Source organism: Zavarzinia aquatilis, assembly GCF_003173035.1.
In the GTDB taxonomy this organism is placed as follows: domain Bacteria; phylum Pseudomonadota; class Alphaproteobacteria; order Zavarziniales; family Zavarziniaceae; genus Zavarzinia; species Zavarzinia aquatilis.
Genome location: NZ_QGLE01000004.1, coordinates 131,283 through 150,050, shown reverse-complemented (window position 1 = coordinate 150,050; position 18,768 = coordinate 131,283). Strand labels below are relative to the sequence as shown.

General features: G+C 67.4%; 16 protein-coding genes and 1 pseudogene. 4 read left to right on the top strand and 13 right to left on the bottom strand.

Annotated features, from left to right (window positions below; translation table 11 throughout):
• Positions 1-350: 350 nt before the first annotated feature.
• Together DKG74_RS09125 and DKG74_RS09120 are read right to left on the bottom strand one after the other, a co-directional pair.
• Positions 351-794, bottom strand: a complete 444-nt coding sequence (locus tag DKG74_RS09125; protein ID WP_109904934.1) for a GNAT family N-acetyltransferase — start codon at positions 792-794, stop codon at positions 351-353.
• Between the two features lie 22 nt (positions 795-816).
• On the bottom strand, positions 817-2,982 hold the full coding sequence (locus tag DKG74_RS09120) for a primosomal protein N' (protein WP_109904932.1): 2,166 nt from the start codon (positions 2,980-2,982) through the stop codon (positions 817-819).
• Positions 2,983-3,075: 93 nt separating this feature from the next.
• On the opposite strand from DKG74_RS09120, the gene fsa reads away from it, so the two are divergent.
• From fsa to DKG74_RS09100, 4 genes are read left to right on the top strand one after another with little or no spacing between them, the layout of a single operon-like run.
• Positions 3,076-3,732 carry a fructose-6-phosphate aldolase gene (gene fsa / locus DKG74_RS09115; protein ID WP_109904930.1) on the top strand — a complete coding sequence of 219 codons (657 nt, stop codon included), beginning with the start codon at positions 3,076-3,078 and terminating at the stop codon, positions 3,730-3,732.
• A gap of 11 nt (positions 3,733-3,743) precedes the next feature.
• Positions 3,744-4,472, top strand: coding sequence for a DUF484 family protein (locus tag DKG74_RS09110; protein ID WP_109904928.1), 729 nt, complete (start codon positions 3,744-3,746; stop codon positions 4,470-4,472).
• 29 nt (positions 4,473-4,501) lie between these two features.
• On the top strand, positions 4,502-5,434 hold the full coding sequence (locus DKG74_RS09105) for a tyrosine recombinase XerC (protein ID WP_109904926.1): 933 nt from the start codon (positions 4,502-4,504) through the stop codon (positions 5,432-5,434).
• Positions 5,435-5,479: 45 nt separating this feature from the next.
• A complete protein-coding gene (locus DKG74_RS09100) occupies positions 5,480-5,848 on the top strand; it encodes a hypothetical protein (protein WP_109904924.1) in 369 nt (122 codons plus the stop codon).
• 44 nt (positions 5,849-5,892) lie between these two features.
• On the opposite strand, the gene DKG74_RS09095 is transcribed toward DKG74_RS09100, so the two are convergent.
• From DKG74_RS09095 to zapE, 11 genes and pseudogenes are all read right to left on the bottom strand, one after another.
• Positions 5,893-6,651: an alpha/beta hydrolase family protein gene (locus DKG74_RS09095; protein WP_109904922.1), complete on the bottom strand. Its 759-nt coding sequence runs from the start codon at positions 6,649-6,651 to the stop codon at positions 5,893-5,895.
• A 66-nt stretch (positions 6,652-6,717) separates the two neighbouring features.
• On the bottom strand, positions 6,718-7,149 hold the full coding sequence (locus tag DKG74_RS09090; RefSeq protein WP_109904920.1) for a hypothetical protein: 432 nt from the start codon (positions 7,147-7,149) through the stop codon (positions 6,718-6,720).
• Positions 7,146-7,688 carry a hypothetical protein gene (locus DKG74_RS09085; protein WP_109904918.1) on the bottom strand — a complete coding sequence of 181 codons (543 nt, stop codon included), beginning with the start codon at positions 7,686-7,688 and terminating at the stop codon, positions 7,146-7,148. Before DKG74_RS09085 ends, DKG74_RS09090 begins: the two co-directional genes overlap by 4 nt.
• A 4-nt stretch (positions 7,689-7,692) precedes the next feature.
• Positions 7,693-9,075, bottom strand: coding sequence for a dihydrolipoyl dehydrogenase (lpdA, locus tag DKG74_RS09080; RefSeq protein ID WP_423841695.1), 1,383 nt, complete (start codon positions 9,073-9,075; stop codon positions 7,693-7,695).
• A gap of 174 nt (positions 9,076-9,249) precedes the next feature.
• Positions 9,250-9,465: pseudogene (locus DKG74_RS22505) on the bottom strand (biotin/lipoyl-containing protein); the annotation flags it as partial.
• A 105-nt stretch (positions 9,466-9,570) separates the two neighbouring features.
• Complete coding sequence (odhB, locus tag DKG74_RS09075) at positions 9,571-10,794, bottom strand: 2-oxoglutarate dehydrogenase complex dihydrolipoyllysine-residue succinyltransferase (protein ID WP_109904914.1); 1,224 nt, start codon at positions 10,792-10,794, stop codon at positions 9,571-9,573.
• A 39-nt stretch (positions 10,795-10,833) separates the two neighbouring features.
• The gene (locus DKG74_RS09070) at positions 10,834-13,758 is read right to left on the bottom strand and encodes a 2-oxoglutarate dehydrogenase E1 component (protein ID WP_109904912.1); all 2,925 of its coding nucleotides are present in this window, start codon (positions 13,756-13,758) and stop codon (positions 10,834-10,836) included.
• Positions 13,759-14,111: 353 nt separating this feature from the next.
• Positions 14,112-14,987, bottom strand: coding sequence for a succinate--CoA ligase subunit alpha (gene sucD / locus DKG74_RS09065; protein WP_109904910.1), 876 nt, complete (start codon positions 14,985-14,987; stop codon positions 14,112-14,114).
• Complete coding sequence (gene sucC, locus DKG74_RS09060; RefSeq protein WP_109904908.1) at positions 14,987-16,156, bottom strand: ADP-forming succinate--CoA ligase subunit beta; 1,170 nt, start codon at positions 16,154-16,156, stop codon at positions 14,987-14,989. Before sucC ends, sucD begins: the two co-directional genes overlap by 1 nt.
• A 111-nt stretch (positions 16,157-16,267) precedes the next feature.
• Complete coding sequence (gene mdh, locus DKG74_RS09055; protein ID WP_109904906.1) at positions 16,268-17,296, bottom strand: malate dehydrogenase; 1,029 nt, start codon at positions 17,294-17,296, stop codon at positions 16,268-16,270.
• Positions 17,297-17,549: 253 nt separating this feature from the next.
• A complete protein-coding gene (gene zapE, locus DKG74_RS09050) occupies positions 17,550-18,692 on the bottom strand; it encodes a cell division protein ZapE (RefSeq protein ID WP_109904904.1) in 1,143 nt (380 codons plus the stop codon).
• Positions 18,693-18,768 lie beyond the last annotated feature (76 nt).

The following is an 18,768-nucleotide window of genomic DNA, read 5'->3' as shown; positions in this document are numbered from 1 at the left end:
CGGGCAGCCGCCCCATGGGGGCCACCTCTAAGCCGTTGAAATCTCAAGACGAAGGAGGGCGCGAAAGACGCGCACACGAACCCCGCCCGCTGAAGCAGGCGTCTCGTACCACAGGCCTTGATGCGCCGCAACCGTAAGGGCCGCGTCAAAATGGTCTAAGGTGCAATTTGCGGCCAAAAAAAGGCCACTTCTTCGACCATGGTCTTAACGGGAAGACCGCCATTTGCGCGCCGCGCGAACCAAGGCGCCGCCGTCCGACAACGCCACAGGCATTCCAAGGGAGGACGCGACGGATTTCAAGAAGGAAGCGATGGGTGACGTCATCCCGACCCGGATTCAATGCCCGCCCCTCACGGCGCGATCCGATAGCGGACATAGCCATCCGCGGGCGCGAAACGGTCGTAGAGCCGGCGGGCGCGGGCATTGTCGCCTTCGGTATGCCAGTACAGCTGGCCCCAGCCGTGATGGCGGCACAGGGCCATCAAATCCTCGATGAGGGCGTGGCCGATGTTGCGGCCGCGAACACGCGGGACGACGTACAGATCCTCGAGATAGAGAATCGGTTCGATCGACCAGGTACGGGCATGGACGACACCGACGGCGAAGCCGGCGATCTCGCCCTCGACCTCGGCCAGACGGCAGAAGACCGGAACCAGGGGATCGAGGATGCGTGACCAGGTGGTGGCGGTCACCGCCTCGGGCACGGCGGCGCGATAGAAGTCGACATATTGGCCCCAGAGGCCGCGCCAGGCCGCCTCGTCCGCAGGACCGGCATCGCGAATATTGAGGGTCATGGCGGCTGCTCCGATTTGCTTATTACATGAAGTGATAGGGATCGACGTCGATCTGCAGCCGCACGCGGCCGGGGACCGGCACGGCGTCGAGCCAGGGCCGCATCACCGCCTGCACGTTCAGCCGGCGCGGCGCGCGAACGAGAAGGCGCACCCGCCAGCGCCCGCGCAGCAGCGAGAGGGGCGCCGGCGCCGGCCCCAGCACGTCGAAGCCTTCGATGTCGCGGGGCGCGCTGCGCGCCATGGCCCGGCCGACCGTCATCACCTCGGCCTGATCGGGGCCGGACAGGATCAGGGCGACCAGACGGCCGTAGGGCGGCAGGCCATGGCGCTTGCGCGCGGCCTGTTCGGCGGCGACGAAGCCGTCGCGGTCGCTGCGGGCGATGGCACGGATGACGCCCGCGTCGGGATCGAAACTCTGGATCAGGGCGCGGCCCGGGCGCTCACCCCGCCCCGCGCGCCCGACCACCTGGGTGGTGAGCTGGAAGATGCGCTCCCCCGCCCGCAGGTCGCCGCCATCGAGGCCAAGATCGGCATCGACCACGCCGACCAGGGTCAGGAAGGGAAAGTGGTGGCCCTTGGCGACGATCTGGGTGCCGATCACCACATCGACCTCGCGGTTGGAAATGGCGTCGAAGGCGGCGGCCAGCGCCAGCGGCCCGCCCAGCGTGTCGGAAGCGAGAATCAGCCGCCGCGCCTGCGGCAGGACATTCGCCACCTCCTCGTCGATCCGCTCCACCCCCGGGCCGCAGGCGACCAGACTGTCCTCCTCGCCGCATTCGGGGCAGGCCTGGGGTTTCGGCACGACATGGCCGCAGTGATGGCATTCCAGCTGGCGCCGGTTGCGATGTTCGACCAGCCAGGCCGAACAATTCGGGCATTCGATGCGGTGGCCGCAGTGCCGGCACAGGGTGAGCGGGGCATAGCCCCGGCGGTTCAGGAACAGCAGGGTCTGCTCGCCCCGCGCCAGGGTCTCGGCCATCGCCCTTGTCAACACGGGGGAGAGGAAGTTGCCCCGCTCCGGCGGGTTCAGGCGCATGTCGAGGATGGATACATCGGGCAGGCTGGCGCCGCCGTGACGCTCGCGCAGGACCAGATGGCCATAGCGCCCGGCCTCGACATTGGCCAGGGTCTCCAGGCTGGGGGTCGCGCTGGCCAGCACCACCGGGCAGCCCTCGATGCTGGCGCGCACCACCGCCATGTCGCGGCCGTGATAGGCGACACCCTCGTCCTGCTTGAAGCCCTGATCGTGCTCCTCGTCGACGACGATCAGGCCAAGGGCGCGAAAGGGCAGGAACAGCGCCGACCGCGCCCCGACGACGAGCGAAACCGCGCCATCGGCGACGCCGCGCCAGACCCGTCGCCGCGCCTTGGCCGTCAGGTCCGAATGCCAGACCGCGGGCGGGGCGCCGAAACGGGCGGCGAAACGCTCGATCACCCCGGCGGTCAGGGCGATTTCCGGCAGCAGCACGACAATCTGCCGGCCAAGGCGCAGCGCCGCCGCGATCGCCTCCATATAAGTCTCGGTCTTGCCGGAGCCGGTGACACCGTCGAGCAGGAAGGCCTTGTAGCTGCTGCCCGCGACCGCCGCCGCCATTTCATCCGCCGCGACCGACTGGTCGGGCGAAAGGGCCGGCAGGGCGAAATCCGGCTCTGGCCGGGGCGCGGCCTCGACCGCGTCGAGGTCCACGGGCAGCAGGGCGCCCGCCTCGACAAGCCCGCGCAGCACGCCCGCGCTCACCCCCGTCGCCGCCAGGATCGCGGCGGCGGCCTGTGGCCCCTCCGCCGCCAGATGATCGAGGACGAGGCGCCGCGCCGGGGTCAGGCGCTCCGGCGCCCGGCCGGCCAGGCGATAGCCGGTCAGGGGCGCCGGTTTGTCGTTATTGGCGGCATTGATGAAGTGGCGCAGGACCATGCCCGGCGGGCTCATGGTATAGGCCGCCATCCAGTCGAGGAAACGGCGGCAGGGCGCGCGCATCGGGGGCCAGTCGAGCACCGCGGCGACCGCGCGCAGCCTCGCCGCCGGGACGAGACCTTCCGGCGCGCCGTCCCAGACAACGCCGGTCACCCGGCGCGGCCCCAGCGGCACCTCGACGAAGGTGCCCGGCGGCAACACTTCCGCGCAGGCATAGTCCAGCGGCCCGGCGAAAGGCAGGGCGACGAGAACGGCGATGCGTGTCGGGCCGCTCATGCGCTATAACGGGTCATCGGCTCGCCGCGCCGGACGGGGCCTTGATTCGGCGCGCGCTCCCCATCGGAAACGATTTCAGCGGATACCAGATTCATGAAGTTCTTCATCGACACCGCCGACGTGCGCGAAATCAAGGATCTTGCGGCGACCGGCATGGTCGACGGCGTCACCACCAACCCGAGCCTGGTCGCCAAGACCGGGCGTAACTTCCTCGACGTTGTTGCAGAAATCTGCGAGATCGTCGACGGCCCGGTTTCGGCCGAGGTGACGGCGACCGATTTCGAAACCATGCTGACCGAGGGCCGCAAGCTCTCGAAACTGGCCGACAACGTCGCGGTCAAGGTGCCCCTGACCTGGGACGGCCTCAAGACCTGCAAGACCCTGTCGGACGACGGCATCCTGGTCAATGTCACCCTGTGCTTCTCGCCGGCGCAGGCGCTGCTGGCGGCCAAGGCCGGCGCGGCCTTCATCTCGCCCTTCGTCGGCCGGCTCGACGATATCGCGACCGACGGCATGGGCCTCATCTCCGAGATCCGCCAGATCTACGACAATTACGAAGCCCTGACGACCGAGATCCTGGTCGCCTCGGTCCGCCACCCCCGCCACGTCATCGACTCGGCCAAGATGGGCGCCGACGTCGTGACCGTGCCGCCCTCGGTGCTGCGCGCCCTGATCAGCCACCCGCTGACCGACAAGGGCCTGGCCGCCTTCCTGGCCGACTGGGCCAAGACCGGCCAGTCGATCCTGTAACCGGCGCGACCATGGCGACCACCACCGACCGGCCCGATGCCCCCCTGCCCCGGCGGCGGCTGACCGCTTCCGAGGTGCGGGACTATCTGCTCGCCCATCCCGGCTTCCTGACCAAGAATGCCGATGTGCTGGAACATCTGAACCTGCCCGGAAGGCCCGACGCCGACGGGGTGAAGGTGGTCGATTTCCAGCGCGCCCAGGTCGAGCGGCTGCGCACCGACAATGCCCGCCTGCGCCACTTCCAGTCGGAAGTGATCACGGCGGCCAGGGCCAATGTCTCGGCCCAGGCGGTGGTGCATGAGGCCATCCTCCTCCTGCTCGAGGCGCCGAGTTTCGAGCATCTGATCCATGTGATCACGCAGGAGTTGGCGGGCGCCATCGGCATCGACGTCGCCGCGCTTGGCATCGAAAGCCAGGAGGTCATGGTGGAACGGCCGGCGATGCAGAACCTGCATCTGCTGGAGCCCGGCACCATCGACGCCTTCATGGGCCTTGGCCGCAACATCAGCCTGCTGGCCGAAACGCCCGGCGATCCGCGCATCTTCGGCCCGGCCGCGGAACTGGTGCAGAGTCAGGCGCTGGTCCGCCTCGACCTTGGGCCCAACATGCCCATGGGCCTGCTGGCCCTCGGCAGCCGCGACGCCACCAAATACGAGGCCGGTCAGGGCAGCGAGCTGCTCGGCTTCCTCGCCCTCGCGGTCGAGCGGCTGATCCAGCTGTGGCTGCGGCAGGACCACTGAGCCCCGGTCCCGACACCGGGGCGGCAGCCTTGCTGCCGGCCGCCCCGGACCTTGCCGCCGCTGTCGCCGGCTGGCTGCGCCATCTCGAGGGCGAGCGCCGGTCATCCGCCCATACGCTCGATGCCTATGGCCGTGACCTGCGCTTCTTTCTCGGCTTCCTGACCGATCATCTGGGCGCGTTACCCGATCTCGCCGCCCTTGCCGCCCTCGGCCCCCGGGACTTCCGCGCCTTTCAGGCAAGGCGGCGCGCCGCCGGCATCGCCTCGGCCTCCGCCGCGCGCGGCTTGTCGTCTTTGCGCAGCTTCTTTCGCTATCTCGACCGCAAGGGCCTTGGCCATAATGCCGCCGCCCTCGCGACCAAGGCGCCCAAACTGCCGCGTGGCGTGCCCCGCCCGCTCAGCGCCGCCGCCGCGACGACGGCGGTCGACGAGGCCGGCGCGCTGGCCGCTGAGCCCTGGATCGCCGCACGGGACGAGGCCGTGCTCGCCCTGCTCTATGGCTGTGGCCTGCGCATATCCGAAGCCCTGTCCTTGCGCGGGCGCGACGCGCCTTTACGCGAGACGCTGCGCATCACCGGCAAGGGCGGCAAGCAGCGCCTCGTCCCGGTGCTGCCCCAGGTCGGCGAAGCCGTCGACGCCTATGTCCGCCAGTGCCCCTATCCGCTGACCAAGGACGGGCCGCTGTTCCTCGGCGCCAAGGGCGGACCGCTGTCGCCCCGCATCGTCCAGCGGACGATGGAGGGTTTGCGCGGCGCCCTCGGCCTGTCGGCGGATGCGACGCCCCATGCCCTGCGCCACTCCTTCGCCACCCACCTGCTGGGGGCTGGCGGCGACTTGCGCACCATCCAGGAATTGCTCGGCCACGCCAGCCTGTCCACCACCCAGCGCTATACCGACGTCGACACCGCCCGCCTGCTCGCCGCCTATGCCGATGCCCACCCAAGGGCGCGGGGCGGGACGTAGCGGCTACGTCAAGGTCGCCGCGTGGGCAAGGGCGAGGGCCGATCAATGATCAAGACCGCAAGGCTGGCACCACCGAATTCCCTCATCATCATTGAGGATTCTTTCGGTGGGGAAATTCCGTCATCCCTGAACAATGGCCTGCTGTCCTTCACGGCTTCAGCGATCGCAATTGGCTGCAAATGTGAATTCGACGGGGAAACCAACATAAAAGTTATGGAAAGCAGCGGAAATATTGCGCACCCCGTTGTATTTGACGGAAAACTGAAGACGCCGAGCAAAAGACTCTCCATCCGCACCGTCCTTGGCGAATCAATACTGGAAGCCCAGGTACCGTCTGAAGAATCCACGGTGAAAATTTCCGCGAATGACTTGCTGGAGCCGGACGAAATCTTCATCATCCTATTGACGGGCTGATGGCATTGCCGGAAAAACGGCGCCGCGACGACTGACCGGGACGATCACCTGATCCTGTCGATTTCAGTCTCGACCACGGCGACCGCCGCCGCGGCGAAGGTGCCGTTGAAATCATGTCCGGCGCCGGGCACGGGCTGGAAGACAGCGTCGACGCCCCGCCCGGACAGGCTGGCGACATAATCTTCGGCGAGGACCGGGTCGGTATTGTCATCCGCCGTCCCGGTCAGGGCGCGGATATGGGTGGTGGCCGGGACATCGTCGGCGAAGGCTTGCGGCGACTGGCTGAGGTCCCACGGCCGACGGCCCTGCATTTCGCGCCAGCGCAGGATATCGCAGGGACAGGCGGCCAGAATGGCCGTGTCGACCAGACCCGGATGGCGCGCGATGACGACGCCGAGTTGCGCCGCGCCCCCCGAATGGCCGAGCACGACAAGCGGTACCCCCGGCACCTTCACCGCCTGAAGCGCCGCCGCCACCAGATCGTTGTTCTCTTCCGTATAGTGATCCCGCCGGCCGTTGTTCGATCCCGGGCTGACCAACCCCGCCGCATCCTCGTAACCGGGCCGCAGCACGGCGTAGACCGAGGCTCCCGGGTGACGTTGGGCGATGCCCTCGGCCACCGGGTAGAGGTAATCCGCCGGCCCGCCCCGCGATACGTCGCCATGCAGCAGGACGACGACAACCTTGGGGCCGGCGCCGAAGCGTTTGCCCGCGAGCGGGCCGATCTCGTCGGCCCGGGCCGCCATGCCCGCCAGCAAGATCGCGGAAAGCACCAGACCGGCAAGACCGAACGACTGTCGCATGGAAGCCCCCCTGCCCCATAACACGGGCTTCAGGATGACTCCAAACTCGCCGAGGAGAAATACGATCTACTTCCCGCTCGCCCGGTCCTTGACCAGAAGGCCGAGCAGCAGCGCATAGAAGGCGCCGGTCAGGATCGCGACGGGCAGGGAGATGGGGCCGGTCTCGACCGCGCCCACGGTGGCGAGGACGATGACGCCGGTCATATCCAGCGCCTCCGCCCCACGGTCATCGGCACTCGCGGAGATGAAGATGATGGCGAAGGGGTTGGCGAGAACGGCGGCGAGCGCGCCCAGCGCCGCGCCCCGACCGGGCGAGGGCGCGGGCGCCTTGCCGAAGCCGAGATACCAGACGAGCGTCGCCGCCAGGAAGGTGCCAAGCACCGCCGGCAGCACGGTTTCCTGCAGGGCGAGGGCAAGGCCCGGAAAGAGCCGCAGCGCGAGGCCGAGCAGCCCGGCGCCGAGCAGGCCGAAACCAGGGGCGGAGAGCGCGCGGATCAACGGCGCCCCTGTGGCCGCCACTGCGCCGAGAGTTGGCGGGTGATCAGGCCGGCCACGATGGCCGCGGGCCAGCCGACGACCATGGCATAGGCCATGCCATTGGCGAAGCCGGTGAAGATCGCCAGAAGGCCGCCGCCGCCGATCACGCTCTTGATCGCGGCATAGGCCAGCCAGCCGGCCAGCGCGGTCGCCAGCGCCGTGACCACCACCGTGCCATTGTCGATCGCACCGCGCCGGGTCGACAGGCTGAACCACGCACCGGCCCCGAGGGCGAGGGCGATCACCATATAGGGCAAGGCCGAGAGCGGCGCCTCGAGTGTCAGCGCGACGAGGCTGAACAAGGCGCCGTAAGTGGCGGATTCCGCCATGCGCAGCTTGTGGGCGATGCGGCTGCGCGGCCCGATCACCGGGCCGCCGCTGCCGAATTTCCGCTCGGCCACGGGTTTCGCGGGCCGGCGGAAGGGGATCACCTCCGCCGACGCGCGCTCAGGCGTACCGGCGCCCTGGCCATCATTCTGGTCGGATCGCCGGTCGTTCATCGCGTCACATCTGCCGGATGGCGCCGTTGACGCCAAGGGCGGCTTCGCGGATCGCTTCCATCTCGGTCGGATGGGCGTGGCTGGTGCGGGCCAGGTCCTCGGCCGCGCCACCGAACTCGATCGCGGTGACCACTTCCGCGATCATGTTGCCGGCGTCGGCGCCGATGATATGGGCGCCCAGGATGCGGTCGGTCGCCGCGTCGGCGATCACCTTCACGAAACCTTCGGTCTGGCCGTTGGCCTTGGCGCGGGCATTGGCCGTGAAGGGGAACTTGCCGATCTTGTAGGCGATGCCGGCCTTCTTCAGCTCCTCTTCCGTGCGGCCGACATTGGCGATTTCCGGCATGGTGTAGATGACGCCGGGGATCGCGTCGTAATTCACATGGCCGTGCTGGCCGGCCATGATCTCGACCGCGGCGACGCCCTCTTCTTCCGCCTTGTGGGCCAGCATCAGGCCGCCGATCACATCGCCAACCGCATAGATATGCGGGACATTGGTGGCGTAATGGGCATCGACCGGAATGAAGCCGCGCTCGGTCGTGGCGACACCCGCCGCCGCGAGGTTGAGCCCGTCGGTATAGGGCCGCCGGCCGACCGCGACGAGGACGATATCCGCCTCCAGCACCTTCTCGTCACCGCCCGCGACCGGGACCACGGTGACCGTGGCGCCCTTCTTGGTCGGCTTCACGCCCGTCACCTTGTGCGACAGCATGAACTCGAAGCCCTGCTTGCCCAGGATGCGCTGGAAATTCTTGGAAATCTCGCCGTCCATCGCCGGGGTGATACGGTCGAGGAATTCGACCACCGTCACCTCGGCGCCGAGGCGCCGCCAGACCGAGCCGAGTTCGAGGCCGATCACGCCGCCGCCGATGACGATCAGCTTGGCCGGCACCTTGGCGAGCGAAAGGGCGCCCGTCGAGGAGACCACCGTCTTCTCGTCGATGGTGATGCCCGGCAGCGACGAGACGTCCGAGCCGGTGGCGATCATGGTGCGCGCCGCCTTGATCGTGCGGGTGCCGCCGCCATTCAGCGCGACGTCGATGGTGTCGGGACCGGCGAAGCGGGCGGCGCCGACGATATAGGTCACCTTGTTCTTCTTCATGAGGAACTCGATGCCCTTGGTCAGCTCGCCGACGACCTTGGACTTGTGGGCCATCATCGCGTCGAGATCGACCGAGACGCCTTCCGCCTTGATGCCGAATTTGGCGAAGCCGTGACTCGCTTCGTCGAACAGCTCGGTCGCGTGCAGCAGCGCCTTCGAGGGGATGCAGCCGACGTTGAGGCAGGTTCCGCCAAGGGTGCCGCGCTTCTCGACGATCGCGGTCTTGAAGCCGAGCTGGCCGGCGCGGATCGCCGCCGTGTAACCGGCCGGGCCACCGCCGATGATGACGAGGTCATAGGCATCCTCGCCCGTGACAGCGACGGCCGAGGGGCCGGCGGCGGGAGCGGGAGCGGGGGCCGGCGCGGGCGCGGGCGCCGGGGCCGGGGTGGGCGCCGGGGCCGGGGCAGCGGCGGCCGGGGCGGCGGCGGCGGCCTTGCCGCTTTCGTCGATCGCGCCGATGACCTGACCGATCACCACCGTGTCGCCTTCCTTGGCGGAAATCGCGGCGAGCACGCCGGCGGCCGGGGCCGAGACTTCGACCGCGACCTTGTCGGTCTCGAGCGAGACGAGGACTTCGTCCTTCTTCACGCTCTCGCCGACCTTCTTCGACCAGGCGCCCACGGTCGCTTCGGTGATGGATTCGCCGAGGGTCGGCACTTTCAATTCGATGGTCATCGTCGTTGCCTCAAATGCAAACCCCCACCCTTCGACAAGCTCGGGGTGGGGGCCGGAGATACCATGACCGTTCCGAGCTTGGCAGGAACGGCGGGCGCAGCCTGATCAGACGCCGAACAGCAGGCGCGAGGGATCCTCGATCGCTTCCTTGATGCGGACGAGGAAGGTCACGGCCTCGCGGCCGTCGATCAGGCGGTGATCGTAGGACACGGCAAGATACATCATCGGCCGGCTGACGATCTGCTTGTTCACCACCATCGGCCGGTCCTGGATCTTGTGCATCCCGAGGATGGCCGACTGGGGCGGATTGATGATCGGGGTCGACATCAGCGAACCGAAGACGCCGCCGTTCGAGATGGTGAAGGTGCCGCCCTGCATGTCCTCGATGGCCAGCTTGCCGTCGCGGGCCTTGGTGCCGAGACGGGCGATTTCCTTCTCGATCTCATGGAAGCCGAGCTTGTCGGCGTCGCGCACGACCGGAACCACCAGACCGCTGGGCGAGGAGACCGCGACCGAGATGTCGTAATAGTTCTTGTAGACGATCTCGTCGCCATAGATCTCGGCGTTGACCGCCGGCACTTCCTTCAGCGCCTGCACCGCCGCCTTCACGAAGAAGGACATGAAGCCCATCTTCACGCCGTGCTTCTTCTCGAAGAGGTCCTTGTACTGGTTGCGCGCTTCCATCAGCGCGGTCATGTCCACCTCGTTGAAGGTGGTCAGCATGGCCGCGGTGTTCTGCGCGTCCTTCAGACGCTCGGCGATGCGCTTGCGCAGCCGGGTCATCTTCACGCGCTCTTCGCGCGGGTCTTCGGCGCGGGGCGGCAGCACCTTGGGCGCGGGCGCCGCGACAGGCGGGTTGGCGATGGCGGCGATGACATCGCCCTTGGTCACGCGGCCGCCGGGGCCCGAGGCCGGGACGGTGGCGACATCGAGACCGGCTTCGGACAGCAGCTTGCGCGCCGCCGGGCCCGGGGTGGCGCCAGCCGCGGCCGGGGCCGCGACGGGGGCCGGGGCGGGCGCGGGCGCGGCCACCGGGGCGGGGGCCGGCGCCGCGGCCGGCTTGGCCGCCGGGGCGGCAGCGGTCGCCGTCGCGCCTTCCTCGATCGCGCCGAGGATCTGGCCGATGGTCACGGTGTCGCCATCCTTGGCGTCGATCCGCGTCAGCACGCCGGTCGCGGGCGCGTTGACCTCGACCGCGACCTTGTCGGTCTCGAGCTCGACCAGCGCCTCGTCCTTCTTGACGGCTTCGCCGACCTTGCGGAACCACTTGCCGATGGTCGCCTCGGTCACGCTTTCGCCGAGCGTCGGCACCTTCAGTTCGATCGTCATTCTCTTGCCTCTTCGGCCTTCCTGAAGTCCAAGTTTCGATCAGACCGACAGAGCGTCGTTGACCAGTTTGTTCTGTTCTTCCAGATGCTTGCGCAGGAGGCCGGTCGCCGGCGAGGCGGCGGCGCTGCGGCCCGCGTATTTGGCGCGGCCCGGCTTGCTCTTGGCCTTGCCGATCACCCATTCCAGCCACGGCTCGACATGGAACCAGGCGCCCATGTTCTTGGGCTCTTCCTGGCACCAGACCACATCCGCCTTGGGGAAACGCTGGATGAGGTTGACTAGCGTCTTGGCCGGGAAGGGATAGAGCTGTTCGACGCGGCCGATATAGACGTCGTCGATGCCCTGCTTCTCGCGCTCGGCGAGGAGATCGTAATAGACCTTGCCGGTGCACAGCACGACGCGCTTGATCGCCCCGTCCTTGGCCAGGCGGAAGTCGCCGGTGATCTTCGGGAAATCGCCCGCCGGATCGAAATCATCCTCCAGCACCCGGTGGAACGAGGTGCCGGGGCCCATTTCCTCGAGCTTCGAGACCGCCCGCGGATGCCGCAGCAGCGACTTCGGCGTCATGATGATCAGCGGCTTGCGGAACTTGCGGTGAATCTGCCGGCGCAGGATGTGGAAGTAGTTGGCCGGCGTCGTGCAGTTCGCGACCTGCATGTTGTCTTCGGCGCAGAGCTGGAGATAGCGCTCCAGACGGGCCGATGAATGCTCCGGCCCCTGACCTTCATAGCCATGCGGCAGCATGACGACGAGGCCCGACATGCGCAGCCACTTCGATTCGCCCGACGAGATGAACTGGTCGAACACCACCTGGGCACCGTTGGCGAAATCGCCGAACTGCGCTTCCCAGAGCACGAGGGCGTTCGGCTCGGCCATCGAGTAGCCGTATTCGAAACCGAGCACCGCCGCTTCCGACAGCATCGAGTCGTGAACCTCGAAGGCCGAGGCATCGGGGCCGAGGTTCTGCAGCGGCAGATAACGCTCTTCCTTGGCCTGGTCGATCCAGACCGCGTGGCGCTGCGAGAAGGTGCCGCGGCCCGAGTCCTGGCCGGACAGGCGGACATGGATGCCTTCCTTCAGCAGGGTGCCGAAAGCCAGCGCCTCGGCGGTCGCCCAGTCGAAACCCTCGCCCGTGTCGAACATCTTGCGCTTGGCGTCGAGCACGCGGCGCAGGGTGCGATGGGGCGAGAAGCCTTCGGGAATCGTCGTCAGAACGTCGCCGATTTCCTTCAGCGTCTTCATCGACTCGTCAGTCTCGCCGCGGCGGACGTCGCCGCGCGCGACCGTCAGGCCGGCCCAGCGGCCTTCGAGCCAGTCCGCCTTGTTGGACTTGAAGCTCTTCGAGGCTTCGAGATCGGCATCGAGCTTGGCGTAGAAGTCGCTGACCGCGGCCTCGACCTCGGCCGCCGTCATCACGCCTTCCTCGACGAGGCGGCGGCCGTAAAGCTCGCGCACGCCCGGATGGCCCGCGATCTTCGAATACATCAGCGGCTGGGTGAACATCGGCTCGTCGGTCTCGTTGTGACCGAAGCGGCGATAGCAGAACAGGTCGATCACCACGTCCTTGTGGAACTTCTGGCGATATTCGGTCGCGACCTTGGCGACATGGCAGACCGCTTCCGGATCGTCGCCATTCACATGGAAGATCGGCGCCGCGACCATCTTCGCCATGTCCGACGGATAGGGCGAGGAGCGCGAGAAATGCGGCGCGGTGGTGAAGCCGATCTGGTTGTTCACGATGATGTGGATCGTGCCGCCGGTGCGATAGCCGCGCAGGCCCGACAGGCCGAAACATTCCGCGACCACGCCCTGGCCGGCGAAGGCGGCGTCGCCATGCAGCAGGATCGGCATGACCTGGATGCGGTCGACGTCGTTCTTCTGCCACTGCTTGGCGCGGGCCTTGCCGATGACGACGGGATCGACGATCTCGAGATGCGACGGGTTGGCGGCCAGCGACAGATGGACCTTGTTGCCGTCGAATTCGCGGTCGGACGAGGTGCCGAGGTGATACTTCACGTCGCCCGAGCCCTGCACGTCGTCCGGATTGGCCGTGCCGCCCTGGAACTCGGAGAAGATCACCATGTACGGCTTGCTCATGACGTTGGCGAGCACGTTCAGGCGGCCGCGGTGGGCCATGCCGAGCACGATCTCGTTACAGCCGAGGTTGCCGGCGCGCTTGATGATGCCTTCCATCGCCGGGATCAGCGATTCGCCGCCGTCGAGGCCGAAACGCTTGGTGCCGGTGAAGCGCTTGTTCAGGAAGTGTTCGAAGCCCTCGGCCTCGACCAGCTTGTTGTAGATCGCCTTCTTGCCCTCGACGGTGAAGGAGATTTCCTTGTGGGCGCCTTCGATGCGCTCCTGGATCCAGGACTTCTCGGCCGGATCGGAGATATGCATGAACTCGACGCCGACATTGCCGCAATAGGTCCGGCGCAGGATGTCGATGATCTCGCGCACCGTCGCGGTTTCGAGGCCGAGCACGAAGTCGATGAAGATCGGCCGGTCCATGTCGGCTTCGGTGAAGCCATAGGACGCCGGCTCCAGCTCCGGATGGTGCTTCGGCGGCTCGAGCCCGAGGGGATCGAGATTGGCGATCAGATGGCCGCGGATGCGATAGGCGCGGATCATCATCAGCGCGCGCACCGAATCGAGGGTGGCGGCGCGGATGTCGGCGGGGCTCGGCCCGGCGGCGGGAGCCGCGGCAGGGGCCGCCTCCGGTTTCGCCTTGCCCTTGGGGGCGGCCGGCTTCTCGTCGTCCTCGAGGCCGTTCTTCACGATCGGCCAGTCGGGCCGCTGCCAGCTGGGGCCGGTCGGCGCGGCGAGGCTGTCGCCGATCGCCGCGAAATAGCGCGCCCAGGAGGGATCGACCGAAGCGGGATCCTTCTGGAAACGGGCAAGGAGATCCTCGATGAACGCACTGTTGGCGCCATTGAGGAACGAAAGTTCGTCGAGCTGGGTCGTCATGATGTCAAGCCGCGACCGTTTCTGGCCGCTCTCTCTGCTTGGCCGCGAAGCCGTTGCCTGAACCGCCGGCGACGCCCTATCCGTCACCGGGTACCACGCCTGATCCCGTCGGGTGCCGACCGCGAGGGTCCGTCATCCGGGGCCGGGAAATCTTCCTGGTGCGACCGGCCGGCACATTGCATGCCGGGTAACGTCGCGCGCCCCTAAAATTGGTCGTTCTCTTGCTTTAATCAACCCGCTAATAGCCACTTTCGACCAATGGCGGGCCAACTACTCTAGATGCGCAGAGGCGGCGCGCAAGATGCGCGCCGCCTCCAGCCTTGCAGGGCCGGCATGGCAGCCGGCCACCGCGATCAGCCGCGCAGCAGGTCGACGAGGGTGGTGCCCAGCGCCGCCGGCGAATCGGCGACGCGGATGCCCGCGGCCTTCAGCGCCTCGACCTTGAAGTCGGCCGTGTCGTTGCCGCCCGAGATGACCGCGCCGGCATGACCCATGCGGCGGCCCGGAGGGGCGGTGCGGCCGGCGATGAAACCGACGGTCGGCTTCTTCACCTTGTTGGCCTTCAGGAACTCGGCGCCCATCACCTCGGCGTCGCCGCCGATTTCGCCGATCATGATGATCGACTCGGTTTCCGGATCGGCCAGGAACATCTCGAGCGAATCGACGAAGTTCGTGCCGTTCACCGGGTCGCCGCCGATGCCGATGCAGGTCGACTGGCCAAGGCCGGCCGCCGTGGTCTGCGCCACCGCCTCATAGGTCAGCGTGCCCGAACGGGACACGATGCCGACCTTGCCGCGCTGGTGGATGTGACCGGGCATGATGCCGATCTTGCATTCGCCGGGGGTGATGACGCCGGGGCAGTTCGGCCCGATCAGGCGGCTCTTCGAGCCCTGGAGGGCGCGCTTCACCTTGACCATGTCGAGGACCGGAATGCCTTCCGTGATGCAGACGATCAGCGGAATCTCGGCGTTGATCGCCTCGAGGATCGCGTCGGCCGCGAACGGCGGCGGAACGTAGATCACCGAAGCATTGGCGCCGGTCTTCTCGACCGCGTCATAGACGGTGTCGAACACCGGCAGGCCGAGGTGGGTGGTGCCGCCCTTGCCCGGGGTGACGCCGCCGACCATCTTGGTGCCATAGGCGACCGCCTGCTCGGAATGGAAGGTGCCCTGCGCGCCGGTGAAGCCCTGGCAGATGACCTTGGTGTCTTTGTTGACGAGGACGGACATCAGGCAGCTTCCTTCACGGCCTTGACGACCTTGGCGGCCGCGTCGGCCAGATCGTCGCCAGAGGTGATGGGGAGACCGGACTCGGCCAGCAGCTTCTTGCCGAGTTCGACGTTGGTGCCGGCGAGGCGAACCACCAGCGGCACCGACAGCGACACTTCGCGGGCCGCCGCGATCACGCCTTCGGCGATGACGTCGCAACGCATGATGCCGCCGAAGATGTTGACGAGGATGCCCTCGACGTTCGGGTCCGACAGGATGATCTTGAAGGCCTCGGTCACACGCTCGCGCGTCGCGCCGCCGCCGACATCGAGGAAGTTCGCCGGCTCGCCGCCGTAGAGCTTGATGATGTCCATGGTGGCCATGGCGAGACCGGCGCCGTTCACCATGCAGCCGATGTTGCCATCGAGCTTCACATAGGACAGCTCGTGCTTGGCCGCCTCGCGTTCCATCGGATCTTCTTCGTCCGGATCGCGCAGTTCCTGGATGTCCTTGTGACGGAACAGGGCGTTGTCGTCGAAGTTCATCTTGCAGTCGAGGGCGATGAGGTCACCCGCTTCGGTCACGACCAGCGGATTGATCTCGAGGAGACCGGCGTCGGTCTCGTTCATCGCCTTGTAGATCGACTGCACCAGCTTCACGCAGGCGCCGACCTGCTTGTCCTGAAGCTTCAGGGCATAGGCGATGCGGCGGCCGTGGTAGGCCTGGATGCCGGCGGCCGGGTCGATCGGCAGGCCCAGGATCTTCTCCGGGGTGTCGTGCGCCACGGTCTCGATGTCCATGCCGCCTTCGGTCGAGGCGATGAAGGCGATGCGGCCGGTCTTGCGGTCGAGGAGCGCGGCGAGATAAAGCTCGCGGGCGATCTTGGAGCCGTCTTCGATGTAGACGCGCTTCACTTCCTTGCCTTCGGGGCCGGTCTGGTGCGTGACGAGCGTCATGCCCAGCATCTTGGCGGCAGCCGCCTTGACGTCCTCGATCGACTTCACGACCTTGACGCCGCCGGCCTTGCCGCGGCCGCCGGCGTGGATCTGCGCCTTGACGACCCACACGGGGCCGGGCAGGTCCTTGGCGACCTTTTCGGCCTCTTCAGGGGTGTAGGCAACGCCGCCCTTGGGCACGGCGACACCGTATTTGGCCAGGAGAGCCTTGGCCTGATATTCATGGATGTTCATGGGGCATCCTGGGTTGGCTTCCGGGGAGGGCCGCTGTCAAGCGGTGATGGATGCGCGGCGACGCAGTTATAACACCGAGATTGCACCGCGCAACCAGCATGGCCCGACAACTCACTTCGTCTTCTTCGCGGCCGATTTCACCTTCTTCGCCGCCGCCGCCGCGATGGCTTGGCCGCCCAGAGACGGCTCCAGCCTGCGGGTGACGTCGACGAGCGTTCGGACCGAGGCGACGGACTTCTGAAAAGCCGTCTTCTCGGCCGGACCGAGGGTGACTTCGACCACTTTCTCGACGCCGGCCGCACCGATCACCACCGGTACACCGACATAGAGGTCTTTCACCCCGTAGTGGCCCGACAGATGGGCCGCACAGGGCAGGATTCGTTTCTTGTCCTTGAGGTAGCTGTCCGCCATCTCGATCGCGGCCGCGGCGGGCGCGTAGATGGGGGAAGCGTTGCCGACCTTCAGCAGGTCGACGACCTCGGTTCCCTGGTCGCGGACACGCTGCGCGATCTCGTCCAGCCGGTCCTTCGTGGTCCAGCCCAGCTTCACGAGATCGGGCAGCGGGATGCCGCCGACGGTCGAATAGCGGAAAAGCGGCACCAGGGCTTCGCCGTGGCCGCCCAGCACGAAAGCCGTGACATCCTCGACCGAAACCTTGAATTCCTCGGCGAGGAACCAGCGGAACCGGGCACTGTCCAGCACCCCCGCCATGCCGACGACCTTGCGCGGCGGCAGGCCCGAAGCCTTCTGCAGCGCCCAGACCATGGCGTCGAGCGGGTTGGTGATGACGATGACAAAGGCATTCGGCGCATATTTGCCGATGGCGGCGCCCGCGGCGCACATGACCTTGGCGTTGACGGCGAGGAGATCGTCCCGGCTCATGCCCGGCCGGCGCGAGACGCCCGCGGTGACGATGACGACATCGGCATCCTTGATCTGGGCATGTCCCCGGCCACCGGACAAGTCCGCGTCGAAACCGAGGATGGGCGAGGATTCGGCGATATCGAGCGCCTTGCCCTGAGGAACGCCGTCGAGAATGTCGCTGATGACGACATCTCCCAGCTCCTTCAGACCGGCAAGAAGGGCAATCGTGCCCCCGATCTGACCGCCACCGATAAGGGCGATCTTGTTACGCGCCATACCCCCTGGTTCCTCCCGGCTCCCGTGGGGCCGTTACCTAGCGCGATTTGCCGCACTCCACAAGGTTGGCGAAGGTCGCAAAGACCGGCTCGGGCATTCGTTTCGACCATTGGATGATCGAATCCCGCAGATCATCCGATCATCGGACGACCTTCGGAAGCCGGAGGCCGGCGCGTGCCGCCCCCCATGGCCGCATCCGGCATCGACGGCTCAGGAATGACTCCGACAATCGAAATGATCGCACCGACATTTCTCACCCCGCCCCATGGCCCAGCGCCAGATATTCGTCCGACTGCATCTCGTTCAGGCGGCTGACCGTGCGCTCGAATTCGAAGGCGCCGTCGCCTTCGGGATAGAGGGTTTCGGGCGGGGCGGCGGCGGAGACGACGAGTTTGGTCTTCGCCTCGTAGAGGGCGTCGATCAGGGTGACGAAACGCTTGGCCTCGTTGCGCTTCTCGGGCGTGAGGCTGGGCACGTCGTCGAGCACGAGGGTGTGGAAGGCGCGGGAGATCGTCAGGTAATCGGCGGGGCCAAGGGCGGCGGCGCAGAGGTCGGCGAAACGGGCTCGGGCGACGCCATAGGCGGCGTGAGGAATCGTCACCTTGCGGCCCTGCACGTCGAGGATGCAGGGCGCGGCGCCGGCGCCTCGGGTCAGGTCGGCGAAGGCCGCGTCGAGGGCCCGGGTCGCCTCGGGGCCGAGCGGGCTGAAATAGACCGGATGGCCGGCGAGGCGCTGCATCCGCCAGTCGCGCGCGCCGTCGAGATGGAGGACGTCGAGCGTTGCCTCCAGCTCGTCGATGAAGGGCAGGAACAGCGGCCGGTTCAGCCCGCCCAGATAAAGCTCGCGCGGGGCGCGGTTCGAGGTCGCGACCACCACCACCTGTTCCTGCCACAGGACATGGAACAGGCGGGACAGGATCATGGCGTCGGCGACATCGGTCACCTGGAATTCATCGAAGCACAGCAACCGGGCCTCGGCGGCGATGTCCCGGGCGACGACGGGAATGGGATCGTCGCCGCCCCGTTTCGCCCGCTCGGCATCCGTCAGCCGGCGATGGGCGTTGATGGCGGCGTGGACGTCCTGCATGAAGGCGTGGAAATGCACGCGCAGCTTCTTCTCGACGGCGGCGCCGCGGAAGAACAGGTCCATCAGCATGGATTTGCCGCGCCCGACCCCGCCATAGAGATAGAGGCCCTGGGGCGGCTCCTCGTGACTCTTGCGGGCGCCGGTCAGCCAGCCGAACAGGCCGCGCGCCGCCCGCGCCTCGGGCGGGGACCACAGGGCAAGACGCTGGTGCAGGATTTCGAGCTTCTCGATGGCGAGGCGCTGCGCGGGGTCGGATTCGACCGTGCCTTCCGCCACGAGGGCCGCATAAGCGTCGAGCGGGCCGCTCATGCCCGCATCCCGTCAATTGCCATCAAAGCCTCCACCGGTGCCGGTTGGGAATAACCGGCACGGGCAGCGGGCACAA

Bases quoted from the DNA above. Each gene is read 5' to 3' on its own strand.
- DKG74_RS09125 (WP_109904934.1), bottom strand. From the start codon at position 794: ATGACCCTCAATATTCGCGATGCCGGTCCTGCGGACGAGGCGGCCTGG.
- DKG74_RS09120 (WP_109904932.1), bottom strand. From the start codon at position 2,982: ATGAGCGGCCCGACACGCATCGCCGTTCTCGTCGCCCTGCCTTTCGCC.
- fsa (WP_109904930.1), top strand. From the start codon at position 3,076: ATGAAGTTCTTCATCGACACCGCCGACGTGCGCGAAATCAAGGATCTT.
- DKG74_RS09110 (WP_109904928.1), top strand. From the start codon at position 3,744: ATGGCGACCACCACCGACCGGCCCGATGCCCCCCTGCCCCGGCGGCGG.
- DKG74_RS09100 (WP_109904924.1), top strand. From the start codon at position 5,480: ATGATCAAGACCGCAAGGCTGGCACCACCGAATTCCCTCATCATCATT.
- DKG74_RS09095 (WP_109904922.1), bottom strand. From the start codon at position 6,651: ATGCGACAGTCGTTCGGTCTTGCCGGTCTGGTGCTTTCCGCGATCTTG.
- DKG74_RS09085 (WP_109904918.1), bottom strand. From the start codon at position 7,688: ATGAACGACCGGCGATCCGACCAGAATGATGGCCAGGGCGCCGGTACG.
- odhB (WP_109904914.1), bottom strand. From the start codon at position 10,794: ATGACGATCGAACTGAAGGTGCCGACGCTCGGCGAAAGCGTGACCGAG.
- DKG74_RS09070 (WP_109904912.1), bottom strand. From the start codon at position 13,758: ATGACGACCCAGCTCGACGAACTTTCGTTCCTCAATGGCGCCAACAGT.
- sucD (WP_109904910.1), bottom strand. From the start codon at position 14,987: ATGTCCGTCCTCGTCAACAAAGACACCAAGGTCATCTGCCAGGGCTTC.
- sucC (WP_109904908.1), bottom strand. From the start codon at position 16,156: ATGAACATCCATGAATATCAGGCCAAGGCTCTCCTGGCCAAATACGGT.
- mdh (WP_109904906.1), bottom strand. From the start codon at position 17,296: ATGGCGCGTAACAAGATCGCCCTTATCGGTGGCGGTCAGATCGGGGGC.
- zapE (WP_109904904.1), bottom strand. From the start codon at position 18,692: ATGAGCGGCCCGCTCGACGCTTATGCGGCCCTCGTGGCGGAAGGCACG.